General features: G+C 49.4%; 11 protein-coding genes and 1 tRNA gene. 7 read left to right on the top strand and 5 right to left on the bottom strand.

All coding sequences use genetic code 11. The features are described from left to right. Positions 1–9: 9 nt before the first annotated feature. Entirely contained in the window at positions 10–1,629 is a 1,620-nt protein-coding gene (locus ABIE02_RS11410; protein WP_336994930.1) for a glycoside hydrolase family 43 protein, read from the top strand. Positions 1,630–1,633: 4 nt separating this feature from the next. Here the strand turns inward: ABIE02_RS11410 and ABIE02_RS11405 are convergent, their stop codons facing one another. Then, entirely contained in the window at positions 1,634–2,392 is a 759-nt protein-coding gene (locus ABIE02_RS11405; protein ID WP_336994929.1) for an IclR family transcriptional regulator, read from the bottom strand. A 254-nt stretch (positions 2,393–2,646) separates the two neighbouring features. On the opposite strand from ABIE02_RS11405, the gene ABIE02_RS11400 reads away from it, so the two are divergent. Then, complete coding sequence (locus tag ABIE02_RS11400; RefSeq protein WP_336994928.1) at positions 2,647–3,006, top strand: hypothetical protein; 360 nt, start codon at positions 2,647–2,649, stop codon at positions 3,004–3,006. 86 nt (positions 3,007–3,092) lie between these two features. Here ABIE02_RS11400 and argF read toward each other — a convergent pair whose 3' ends face one another. After that, on the bottom strand, positions 3,093–4,097 hold the full coding sequence (gene argF / locus ABIE02_RS11395) for an ornithine carbamoyltransferase (protein ID WP_336994927.1): 1,005 nt from the start codon (positions 4,095–4,097) through the stop codon (positions 3,093–3,095). Further along, complete coding sequence (gene argL, locus ABIE02_RS11390) at positions 4,067–4,372, bottom strand: putative translational regulatory protein ArgL (RefSeq protein WP_371320495.1); 306 nt, start codon at positions 4,370–4,372, stop codon at positions 4,067–4,069. Before argL ends, argF begins: the two co-directional genes overlap by 31 nt. On the opposite strand from argL, the gene rraB reads away from it, so the two are divergent. The 5 genes from rraB to ABIE02_RS11365 all read left to right on the top strand — a co-directional run bounded on the left by rraB (position 4,262) and on the right by ABIE02_RS11365 (position 7,776). Continuing rightward, positions 4,262–4,687, top strand: coding sequence for a ribonuclease E inhibitor RraB (gene rraB, locus ABIE02_RS11385; RefSeq protein ID WP_032616269.1), 426 nt, complete (start codon positions 4,262–4,264; stop codon positions 4,685–4,687). The two genes, argL and rraB, sit on opposite strands and share 111 nt — an antisense overlap. A gap of 170 nt (positions 4,688–4,857) precedes the next feature. After that, on the top strand, positions 4,858–5,625 hold the full coding sequence (miaE, locus tag ABIE02_RS11380; protein WP_285126919.1) for a tRNA isopentenyl-2-thiomethyl-A-37 hydroxylase MiaE: 768 nt from the start codon (positions 4,858–4,860) through the stop codon (positions 5,623–5,625). A gap of 54 nt (positions 5,626–5,679) precedes the next feature. Then, on the top strand, positions 5,680–6,354 hold the full coding sequence (locus ABIE02_RS11375; protein ID WP_375341695.1) for a topoisomerase II: 675 nt from the start codon (positions 5,680–5,682) through the stop codon (positions 6,352–6,354). 113 nt (positions 6,355–6,467) lie between these two features. Continuing rightward, positions 6,468–6,552 (top strand) — tRNA-Leu (locus ABIE02_RS11370). 363 nt (positions 6,553–6,915) lie between these two features. Then, positions 6,916–7,776, top strand: a complete 861-nt coding sequence (locus tag ABIE02_RS11365; protein ID WP_336994926.1) for a hypothetical protein — start codon at positions 6,916–6,918, stop codon at positions 7,774–7,776. 737 nt (positions 7,777–8,513) lie between these two features. Here the strand turns inward: ABIE02_RS11365 and ABIE02_RS11360 are convergent. After that, entirely contained in the window at positions 8,514–10,220 is a 1,707-nt protein-coding gene (locus tag ABIE02_RS11360) for a hypothetical protein (protein WP_336994925.1), read from the bottom strand. A gap of 274 nt (positions 10,221–10,494) precedes the next feature. After that, positions 10,495–11,598, bottom strand: a complete 1,104-nt coding sequence (locus ABIE02_RS11355; RefSeq protein WP_336994924.1) for a nuclease — start codon at positions 11,596–11,598, stop codon at positions 10,495–10,497. Positions 11,599–11,600: the final 2 nt, after the last annotated feature.

Below are 11,600 nucleotides of genomic sequence, written 5' to 3'. Positions count from 1 at the left end.
GGAGGTACTATGTACACTATTACCAACCCGATTCTGACCGGCTTTAACCCGGACCCGTCGATGTGCCGTCAGGGCGAGGATTACTACATCGCCACCTCAACCTTTGAGTGGTTCCCTGGCGTGCGCATATACCACTCCCGCGACCTGAAAAACTGGCGGCTGGTGAGTACCCCGCTGGATCGCGTATCGATGCTGGATATGAAGGGCAACCCGGATTCCGGCGGGATCTGGGCGCCGTGCCTGAGCTACGCCGACGGGCAGTTCTGGCTGCTCTATACCGATGTGAAAATTGTCGATTCGCCGTGGAAAAACGGGCGTAACTTCCTGGTGACGGCCCCCTCCATCGAAGGCCCCTGGAGTGAGCCGATCCCGATGGGCAACGGCGGGTTTGATCCCTCTCTGTTCCACGACGACGATGGCCGCAAATACTACATTTATCGCCCGTGGGGGCCGCGCCATCACAGCAATCCGCACAACACCATTGTGATGCAGGAATTTGATCCGCAGACCGGCACCCTGTCGCCCGAGCGTAAAACCCTCTTCACCGGCACGCCGCTGGCCTACACCGAAGGGGCGCATATTTATCAAAAAGATGGCTGGTACTATCTGCTGGTGGCCGAAGGGGGCACCAGCTATGAACACGCGGTGGTGGTGCTGCGCGCGAAAAGGCTGGATGGCCCGTACGAGCTGCACCCCGAGGTGTCGATGATGACCAGCTGGCATCTGCCCGAGAACCCGCTGCAAAAAAGCGGGCACGGCTCGCTGCTCCAGACCCACACCGGCGAGTGGTACATGGCCTATCTCACCAGCCGCCCGCAGCGTCTGCCGGGCATGCCGTTGCTGGCCACTGGCGGACGTGGCTACTGTTCGCTGGGGCGTGAGACGGGGATTGCGCGCATCGAATGGCGCGACGGCTGGCCGTACGTGGAAGGCGGCAAACACGCCCGACTGACAGTGCCAGGCCCGCAAATGGCCGAGAGCCAGGGCGTGGTGCCGTCTCACTGGCGGGATGATTTCGACGGCGAGCGCCTCGATCCTGAGCTGCAAACCCTGCGCATTCCGTTCGACGATACGCTTGGCTCCCTGCGCGCGCGCCCGGGTTTTTTACGCCTGTACGGTAACGACTCCCTTAACTCGACCTTTACCCAGTCCACCGTGGCGCGTCGCTGGCAGCATTTTGCCTTCCGCGCGGAAACGTGCATGACGTTCGACCCGCGTCACTTCCAGCAGAGCGCGGGTTTGACCTGCTACTACAACAGCAAAAACTGGAGCTACTGCTTTGTCGATTTCGAGGAGGGGCAGGGCAGGACCCTGAAGGTGATCCAGCTTGACCACAACGTGCCGTCGTGGCCGCTGCACGAGCAGCCCATCCCGGTGCCGGATGAGGCGCAGAGCATATGGCTGCGGGTGGATGTCGATCGTCTGGTCTACCGCTACAGCTATTCGTTTGATGGCGAGACGTGGCAGACCGTGCCCGTGACGTATGAGGCGTGGAAACTGTCGGATGACTATATCGGTGGGCGAGGCTTCTTTACCGGGGCCTTTGTCGGGCTGCACTGTGAGGATATCAGCGGCGACGGCTGCTACGCCGATTTCGCGTACTTCAGCTATGCGCCAGTCACGGCGTAAACCCTCAGGCCGGGTAGCCCAGCGCGCGTGAGAGCTGGCGCCCGGCCTCCTGCAACTGCTCGCGAAAACACGCCAGTTCATCGTCGTTAACGCGGGAGGTCAAGGTCGACAGGCTCAGGGCGGCAATCACGCGGGACTCATGATTACGCACCGGCACCGAGACGCAGCGCACCCCCTGCTCGTTCTCTTCGCTGTCCAGGGCATAACCCTGCTCACGGGTCTGCGCCAGCGCGGCCAGCAGCGCCTCGCGCGAGGCCAGGGTCGCGGGCGTAAAGGTAGTGTACTCATATCCGTCGAGCAGCGTGTTCAGCTCGACGTCGCTCAGCCAGGCGATCAGCACTTTGCCGATGGCGGTGGCATGCACCGGCAGGCGACGGCCAATGCGCGAGTAGGCGATGGCAGCAAGCTTGCCTTCAATCTTCTCGATATAGACCCCTTCGCGCCCGTCCAGAATGCCCAGATGGGTGGTCTGCCCGGTGCGCTCCGACAGGTCTGTCAGCCAGTGCTTCGCTTTCTGGCGAATATCCATCGTACTCACCACAAAGTGGCCGCGTTCCACCAGCTTCATGCCAGGGCGGTATTTACCGTTCTCCGGGTTCTGATCGATATACCCGTGCAGTTGCAGGGTTTTGAGCAGCGAATGGAGCGTGCTCTTACTCAGGCCCATCTGTTTACTGATGTCGGTGATTTTAAGTTCCGTCGCCTGTTCGTTAAACAGATCGAGGATCTGTAAGGCACGTTCAACAGATTGAATAATAGGCATAAGTTCGGCACATCCGCACGGGAATTAAGGCCAAAACGTACCCTGTTTACGCTGAAAAATCAATCGACCCGGCAGGCGGGTTTTTGTTCAGCCTGATATTCATGGCGCAAAAATTTGACTTAAGTGATCGTTAAGGCTTATCGCCCTTGCCTGAAAGGATAGGCTGTACCTATTACCACATTTTCATTGTTCTCTTACACTCATTAAGCGTAAGGCTTTACGCATTTTGCATAGCTCGTTTAAAAGGTATTTGGATGACTGCTTCTAAAACTTGGATCGCTTTAGGTACGATTGCCAGTCCGGCTACTGGGACGTTATTTTCAAAAATTCTCACTTCGCATAATCATAAATATATTCTCTGGTATAACGGCGAGAAGCTTTTTAAGCCCGGCGATGAAATCCATGTTTGCCATAACCGTTTATTCGTTAATGACGAGCTACGTGATATTAATATTCTGCAAATAGACAAATACAGCCACACCCTGTGGCGCGTGATGCACAACATGTCCAGCTGCCCCGGCCATCGTGACCCGGAAAGCAAGGAATGTATTGCCACGGTAAAATGTATTTTTAAGCGGTGCCCTTACGGCAAGGTGCGGGTATCGGCAAGTTAATCAACCGGTGAACTTATATTATCCCGAGCGGATAAGATGAATATCAGGAGGGCCGTCACCCTCCTGCATTTTAAAAATAATAGGGATTATTCACCGAGGGTGGCGACCATCACCGCTTTAATGGTGTGCATGCGGTTTTCTGCCTGGTCAAATACCACGCTCGCCGCCGACTCAAACACCTCGTCCGTCACTTCCATCCCGCCGTGCAGATCGAACTCCTTCGCCATCTGCTTGCCCAGCGTGGTCTGGTCATCGTGGAACGCCGGCAGACAGTGCAGGAACTTCACGGCCGGGTTACCCGTCAGCGCCATCATCTGGCTGTTCACCTGATAGCCACGCAGCAGCGCAATCCGCTCCGCCCACTTCTCTTTGGCTTCCCCCATCGACACCCACACGTCGGTGTAGATAAAGTCTGCGCCCTTCACGCCCGCCGCCACATCTTCGGTGAGGGTGATCTTGCCGCCGTTCTTTTCTGCCAGCGCGCGGCACTCTGCCACCAGGCTCTCTTCCGGCCAGCAGGCTTTGGGTGCCACCAGGCGCAGATCCAGCCCGGTGAGCGCCGCCGCTTCCAGCATCGAGTTACCCATGTTGTTACGCGCATCGCCGGTATAGACCAGCACCATCTCGTTAAAGGCCTTGCCCGGGAGATGTTCCTGCATGGTGAGCAGGTCGGCTAATAGCTGGGTAGGATGGAACTCGTTAGTCAGCCCATTCCACACCGGCACGCCAGCAAATTCCGCCAGGGTTTCGACCACATCCTGGCCATATCCGCGATACTGAATGCCGTCATACATCCGGCCCAGCACGCGCGCGGTATCTTTAATTGATTCTTTATGCCCAATCTGGCTGCCGCTCGGCCCGAGATAGGTCACACGTGCGCCCTGGTCAAACGCGGCAACTTCGAAAGAGCATCTGGTGCGGGTAGAGTCTTTTTCGAAGATGAGCGCGATGTTTTTGCCAGTAAGCTTTTGTACTTCGGTACCTTTTTTCTTGTCGGATTTCAGCTGTGCTGACAGGGCAAGCAGGGAGGTGAGCTGTGCAGGGGTAAAATCGAGCAATTTCAGGAAGTGTTTTTTATACAGTTCAGACATTTTATCCTCACATGGCAAAGGCCACTTATTGAATTAAAATTCACTTTATATGTATCAATATTCACTTGCAACCCCGTATCATAAATCTTTCTTACAAAGGTGGAGGCAAACACATCCGTGTGTGAAAATAGAAGTATCTGCCGCACTTTAAAGAGGAACGAGCCATGGCAAACCCAGAACTGCTGGAAGAACAGCGCGAAGAGACGCGACTGATTATTGAAGAACTGCTGGAAGACGGCAGCGATCCGGATGCGCTGTACACCATCGAGCACCATTTCTCTGCGGATGATTTCGAAGCGCTGGAAAAGCTGGCGGTTGAAGCGTTCCGTCTGGGTTACGAAGTGACCGAGCCAGAAGAGCTGGAAGTGGAAGAGGGCGACACCGTCATCTGCTGCGATATCCTGAGCGAAGGCGCGCTGAAGGCAGAGCTGATTGACGCCCAGGTTGAACAGCTGATGGACCTGGCCGAACGTTTTGAAGTGGAATACGACGGCTGGGGCACCTACTTCGAAGACCCGAACGGCGAAGAGGGTGACGAAGACGACGACGAAGATTTCGTTGATGAAGATGACGACGGCGTGCGTCACTGATTAATTTAATACACGGGACATTCGCGTTGCATCGAGGCGGCAACGGCGTGACTCCCCGGTCGCTTATATAAGTCAGTGACTGGGGGGAACAAAGGCAGCCAACGAAGAGGCAGCGTAAAGAGCGACGTGTATTTGCGGCAGCGGAAGCTGCCGCATCCAAAAGGTTAAAAATGGATTACCCGCAGATACTTGCCCCTGTTCTCAACTTCCTCCAGTGCCCAACCCCGCAAGCATGGATTGATAAAGCCCGCAACCCGGCTAACCTGCCGCTGCTGCTCACCGACCATATGGTGTGCGAACTCAAAGCCGCCCAGACCGCGCTATTATTGGTGCGTAAATACGTCGCTGACGAGAGCGGTGCCGACGCGCTGCTGGAGTGGCTCAAGCCCTACGAAGCCTTTACCTTCCGCGAAGGCCCGGAACCGGATTTTGTCGCCCTGCATAAGCAGATTGGCAAAAGCGTGATGCCGAAGACCGACGACCCCTGGGGCCAGGCGTTGATCGACAGCATGGTGCTGCTGATCAAAGAGGAGCTGCACCATTTCTGGCAGGTGCGGGAGGCGATGCTGATGCGTAACATTCCCTACGTCAAAATCACCGCCAGCCGCTACGCCAAAGGGATGCTCAAAGCCGTGCGCACCCACGAGCCGCTGACGCTGATCGACAAGCTGATTTGCGGAGCCTATATCGAAGCCCGCTCCTGCGAACGCTTCGCCGCGCTGGCGCCGTTCCTCGACGAGGAGTTGCAGAAGTTTTACCTGTCGCTGCTACGCTCTGAGGCGCGGCATTATCAGGACTATCTGCGCCTGGCGCAGCAGGTCAGCGATGACGACATCACCCCGCGCGTGAAGCTTTTTGGCGAGATAGAGGCGGAGCTGATCTTATCCCCGGACAGCGAGTTCCGCTTTCATAGCGGGGTGCCGGTTAACATGACATAAGGACAGGGAACGATGAAAAAGGGTTTACGTATCGCCATTGCCGTGGTGCTGGGTATGGTGGCGGCAGGCTGGATCTACCGCGACAAAGCGCCCAACACCGAACAACAGCTCGACACCGCGCTCAGCAGCATGCCGGTGTGGCAGGTGATTAAAGAGCAGGAACCCGAGTTCCGCAAAAAGGTGCAGGACGAGATGCTGGCCCTGCAAAAAGCGGGCAAAAACGAACAGCAGATTATCGACACCGTGCAGCCGAAGATTTTGCACTTGCAGATGGCGCGCCTGCAAAACGCCCCGGACGCCAACGTGGTCGAGTATATGAAGATCAACATGGAGCAGACCGCCGCCATGCAGAAGGTGAGCGATGACAGCTGCTACCGCTTCCTCTACCCGGAGGTGAAGGGCGGCGTCAACCCGATGCGTCTGCTGGATAAACATCTGATGCAGCGCCGCATGCAGGCCGATGTCGACATGATGCGTGCCGCCGCTGGGCCGGACAAACATACCGTGACCCCGCAGGAGATTCAGCAGGCTGAAACCGACGTGGTGCCGATTATTCAGAAGCTGACCGGGAAGTACGGCGACGATATTGAGCTGCTGCAGATGCCGCAAAAAGGGAAGGGCAAAGAGAAGCAGAGCTGCGACCTGGTGCAGGATCTGTGGAACAACGTACTGGCCCTGCCAGAGCCGAACGCCGCCGGGCTGATACGTTATGCGGTGTCGGATCTGTAACGGCGGTTGGGTTACGATGGTTTTTTGGACACTTAGCTGCGGAACTGCACGTCGCCGCTTGCATGGCGGCGTGCGACAGGTATAATCCACAACGTTTCCGCATCCCCTTCAGTGCCGAAGTGGCGAAATCGGTAGACGCAGTTGATTCAAAATCAACCGTAGAAATACGTGCCGGTTCGAGTCCGGCCTTCGGCACCATAAGATGCAAAGATAAGTCGCTTAAGGGCGGCTTTTTTTGTGTCTATAATCCGTCCTACATAAATCTCTCCGCAATTTTTCTTTCAACAGAAGTCAATCTGAGTCAATTCAAATTGAGTCGCTTGGGAGTTGAAGTCTTTCTCCTTAGGCTATACCTCCTTATTGATCCCCATAAATGAAATTTGTGTTTTCCATATAAGTACAGTTATTCCTTGTAATGGAGCAGCAATGTGATCATGCGCAATAAAGAACAAATCGGTATTGCGGCTTCTCACCATAACTTGAACTGGATCATGCCATCTATCTGAATGTTCTTTAAAAGTAATAGTACGATTGCCAGGTAACTCGATTGAGGGGAACACAATGGATAAAGCATTCTGTACTATTGATGAAAAAGAATGGAGAGCGGATGCATTTTTCGCATTGCCGCACGTTGAGCTCCAATCAAAGAGACGAAGTTTGCTCTGTACCGAATGTAAGGGTGACGCATGGTTTAGGCGGTCAAGTTACGGAAATGACGTACCGCATTTTTGTGCCCATCATCAGGAAAATTGTTCATTGGGGACTACGTATGAAGACGTGGGGGAGGGGGATGAAAATAAAGGGATACCTGTATCAGACCCTGATAGTGGCATAATTTTAGATTTGGGGTTAGCTCGAAGCTATGATATTGATGTTAAAATCTCACGAGATCCTTCTGAAATGACTCCAGAAGGACAAAAGTTCACCGGTAAAAAAACTGTAGATGGTGGCAATTATAAATATCCAGAACATTTTACTCTGAAGAACCTGCTTTACAAATTGGTAAAGTCGAAAGGGTTATGTTATATCGATAAAAAAGTAAGATTTAAAGATCAAGTTTTTGAAAATTTACCTGATAATGGCGCTGAACTGTTTGTTGAATTTAATAATGTTGCGCCATGGATGAATGGTGCTCGTAGGATTTTTTGGGGTTTTATTAGTGATGTAGGGCAAACAAATGATGGCAAGATTTGGTTAAATGCGGGTAATATTAGGTCTGGATTAAGCGTCTGTATCAATAGCGAAATATCAAGCGAATTTAAGGAGCAATTTAAGGTTAAGAACAGCTTTGATGAATTAGATGGTTGCCATGCTCTCATTATTGGTACTTGCACCTATGCTACAACAGGCAAGCCAATACTGAGGTGTGGTGAGCTTAATTATATTGTCCTAAGAAGATACAAATCTGATCAGGATTTATAAAGACATCCTGTTTAATACGATGTCTGCGTACTAAATTGTTTTAACATTGCGAATAAAAAAACACTAAGTTCATCAATGTTCAGTTTCCAACAATAAGGAACCTGAGTATTCTTTTTATTCAATGAACTTGGAAGAAAAACAATTTAGCATTTATACTTATTACATATGTTAATCGTTTAAAATGTGAAGTAATTAATTTCAAAGATTGAGTTGCTAAATATTGCAGTACAATTGTTAAACAATTAAATATGGCTTTTCCCTGTAAGGAAAGTTCCATTATGGCCCATAAAAAGTCGCTGATTTTTGTACCACTAACGGGGATCTCTTGTCTTATTATAATGTGCTTCATGGCTCATAATGCTAGGTATTTAAAAATTTCTGCTGAATAGAAACAGCGGTGGATATCGTAGGCATGATGTAAATTTCCATCAAGTATTTCGGTTTTGGTTAGATAGTATCACTGTTCGACTTAGTTTAGGCAATGACCATGTACAAACGACTATTCTAAAGACTGTATAAGGAAGTAAAAGCAGGAATGCACCTGCTTTGAGCATCGCGAGGGTTGTCAAGTTTTGGTAGGAATTCATCCTCTTATCCCGGATCGGACCGTGGTGTCTGTGGATACTACTTTCGTTTTCCTGGTAAAGGGATGCGATTCGCTGCGTCAATTGCTTTCGGATGAATAGGATGTGTTGGAATGAATTACTCATCCTTATAAAGATATTTTTTATAGATTTTCAACCGCCCTCATTTATATTATATTCCTGAATTTCTTGCAGCAAAGGGGGAAGGTTATAAATATCCTCTGGCGTCATGCCCAGAAAATTTTCAAGCAGCGTTTCAGAAGACAGCACAGGTTGTTTTTTACTCCTTTCATATGTTTTAGCGTAAAATCGGCCTTCATCAACCCAGTCAAAATTCCTGTTAATACTTCCAATAAGGATATTGCAGGTATGCCTGTTACCCATCGAACCACCGATAGAATGTTGCCCGGCTGCATACCCAGTTGCCGATCTTGCAATGTAAACAAGGTCTTTGGCGCTCAGATCTGATGCTTCAACACGTTCAGTTGTTTTCTCATTTAATGAAAATTCCTGAGCCCATCTTTCTACCACGTTGCTCAGATAATACTCGAGTGCGTTATAAAAATAGCCCTTCGTGATAATTCTCCAGAATAACCATGCTACATTCACCAAGTCTTGACGCCGGTTTAATTCATCATATAGAACAGGTAAAGCCTGCGACTTGCTATCCATTATACCTATGATATTGAGATGGAATTTTTCATCAAGAACAATACTATCAAAACAACTTAGTTTATCTTCGTCGAGCGTTAAAAATGCTGATGCTGTGGTTTTAATGACACCTTCAAGAGCTAGTTTTTTATAAAGTTCTATTGTCACTTCTCTGGATGGAAAAATGTATTTTCCTGAGTATTTTAACGGCTTCAAGCCCCAATCATCCCCGCAGCCATGAATAAATGCACACAAAATCATAAGTGTTTTAGTTGTAAGTTGATCAATTGACTTTGGCGGAATATTATCAGGGTTTAAAGGATGGCTGTTTCTTGCCGTAATTTTTGCTTTTAATTCACTTATAGCTTGCTTTATTTTTTTTACTTTATCTTCATCGTCGATATAATCAAGCCAATACTCTGCCTCATCTTCATTAGCCGAGTTAATTGCAACCCATGCTGTGTTAGAGGCTAACGTCTGGAAGTAAGATGTTCCTCGAGAGGATAGATTCGGTACTTTCAGAAAATATTCTGCACTAGGAACTTCAATAATATTAAAGTACGACATAAAGAATAGCAAACTCTGGCAACCATCATCTGTGATCCTATCGCTTATAAAATAGGTTAATTTTTCAAGAATATGTTTATTGTTTGAATCATCCAGCAGGATACGATGTGTTTGCTCATAAAATAACAATAACTGGTTTTCACTGATACAGCTAATATCGAAAATAGGCAATTCTTCATTAAATAAAGGCGATGTTCCCATTAAGCAGTTAAAATAAGCGGGGATCTGCTGTTTTGTACCTGACAAAATAAATGCACGTATAATTGAAATATAATCATCGTTTGTACTCTCACTCGCCAATCGGGTGAATATATTACTGATTTTATCGCTAAGCAATAACTTACTGTTGTTGTTCAATGCACTCTGTATCATCAAGGTCAGTGGGGTGCCCACAAATGAAAGTAAGTTAAGCACTGCCTGCCTTTCAGCCTGAAAAGTTTTGGCCTCTCGGGCCAACATAGCTTTAGAAAAATAGTAATCTGCGGAATTCGTCTTTTTTTCTTCCATTTCTCTTACAATTCGTTCACAAACTGAAAGAAAATCATCCTCCCATAAGGCTGATGTATCTTGCTGCTTAGTTTCCGCTACTATACGTACTTTAGACGTACCTGCTTTATTCCTTTTCCCGTTTCGCTTTTTCATAAATTATACCCCCTGAAATATTACATCAAAGTGTACTGCGAACAGATGCTGGACTCAATGATGTATTTAACCGAGCCCTCCTCGAGTGCATCTTGTCCAATGCTGGGTTTCATATAATTAACTTCATCCGTCATCCCAGACATACAAGAAAATTTTAAAAAAGACTTTTACATCAGAATGAAGAGTGCAGTTTGTATAATAATGCCAAAATATTTCAGGCTATCAAGGAAAATCAAAATGCAATAAAAGCGAATAGTTTACTAAAGTTAACATTTTAATTGTCTGTATCCCAGTGTGTGAAATAAAGCTTTAGCTTATCAACAGTAAAACGCCATTTTGGAGTCGTTGGTTTACAGACCGTGTTTTGGTTGCCGAAGAAACCGACCTCATTTACTGCTTCACTCTCTGATCGGGTTTCCAGCCATTTTACAGGAACAAAATATTCTGACTTATCAGGATCGTCTGCATTCTGGCGGTATAGGTCGCTGTATTTAAGGACATCTCTTGCCAGCATTTCACCGCGATCTGTTTTGAGCGTAAAGCTGCTAGCTGGTTCAACGGCGCTCTGAACAATCCCGACGCCGACATAACCTGTAGCCGGGATTTTTACCCAGACGCGATTGCCCGGCTGAAGCTGTTTTAACGTCTGGCTATACCAGCTTCCACCACCGGCACTGATAAACCCGTAACGACGCGCTTCTTCCCAGACTCGGCTTTGCGGATCGCCGAACGAAACATAAAACTCGCCATTCCAGGGTTCCTTCGCACTGATACTTGTTCCGGCAGTGGCCTGCGCGGCATTGGTTTGCGTTTCGCTCGGATCGATAAGCCAGGCGCGGCTTAAGAACTGTTCGTCACCGTGTTGAAACACTTTGAAGAACAGGACGTTAATCGAGATGCCATTTTTGCTTAGATAGTTGACGATGCGCTCGGTGGAAGGATCCAGTTCTGCTGCCACAATGATGATTTGGTGCGACTGGTTGAGCGACTCTTCTTCCAGCTCAGTATTAAAGCGCTGTCTGAATGCATCGCCTAGATTACCGCCGCCGGAGAATTTTTCATAAATCTGCGACAGACGATCGGCGGTTAAGTCATCGACCCAAGAGGCGTAATCCAGTGCCTGCGCGACCACTTCACGCGGCGTGCGGTCACGCTTAAGCTCAATCAGGATCAGTGAGGCATCCGGCGCAATCGCCAGCAGATCGATACGTCCTTTATCGAGCGTATTTTCCTGATGGCCGATAATCATCCACTGATCAGAGAGGATGGTGGGATCGTTTAAAATCATCTTCTCCAGCAGTTGCTCGCTGGCTAGTTTGCTGATGGTGAGCGGCTGGGGATGCTCCCCTATCCGCCAGATAGCATGATGAACCGGCATCG

Origin of the sequence: Leclercia sp. 1548 (assembly GCF_050435045.1) — a bacterium.
GTDB lineage: Bacteria > Pseudomonadota > Gammaproteobacteria > Enterobacterales > Enterobacteriaceae > Enterobacter > Enterobacter adecarboxylatus.
The sequence above is the reverse complement of the archived record's forward strand: the minus strand, read 5'-3'. Positions and strand labels throughout refer to the sequence as shown.

Excerpts from the sequence above, each read along its gene's own strand:
- ABIE02_RS11410 (WP_336994930.1), top strand. The coding sequence starts at position 10 with ATGTACACTATTACCAACCCGATTCTGACCGGCTTTAACCCGGACCCG.
- ABIE02_RS11405 (WP_336994929.1), bottom strand. The coding sequence starts at position 2,392 with ATGCCTATTATTCAATCTGTTGAACGTGCCTTACAGATCCTCGATCTG.
- ABIE02_RS11400 (WP_336994928.1), top strand. The coding sequence starts at position 2,647 with ATGACTGCTTCTAAAACTTGGATCGCTTTAGGTACGATTGCCAGTCCG.
- argF (WP_336994927.1), bottom strand. The coding sequence starts at position 4,097 with ATGTCTGAACTGTATAAAAAACACTTCCTGAAATTGCTCGATTTTACC.
- rraB (WP_032616269.1), top strand. The coding sequence starts at position 4,262 with ATGGCAAACCCAGAACTGCTGGAAGAACAGCGCGAAGAGACGCGACTG.
- argL (WP_371320495.1), bottom strand. The coding sequence starts at position 4,372 with ATGGTGCTCGATGGTGTACAGCGCATCCGGATCGCTGCCGTCTTCCAG.
- miaE (WP_285126919.1), top strand. The coding sequence starts at position 4,858 with ATGGATTACCCGCAGATACTTGCCCCTGTTCTCAACTTCCTCCAGTGC.
- ABIE02_RS11375 (WP_375341695.1), top strand. The coding sequence starts at position 5,680 with ATGGTGGCGGCAGGCTGGATCTACCGCGACAAAGCGCCCAACACCGAA.
- ABIE02_RS11365 (WP_336994926.1), top strand. The coding sequence starts at position 6,916 with ATGGATAAAGCATTCTGTACTATTGATGAAAAAGAATGGAGAGCGGAT.
- ABIE02_RS11360 (WP_336994925.1), bottom strand. The coding sequence starts at position 10,220 with ATGAAAAAGCGAAACGGGAAAAGGAATAAAGCAGGTACGTCTAAAGTA.
- ABIE02_RS11355 (WP_336994924.1), bottom strand. The coding sequence starts at position 11,598 with ATGCCGGTTCATCATGCTATCTGGCGGATAGGGGAGCATCCCCAGCCG.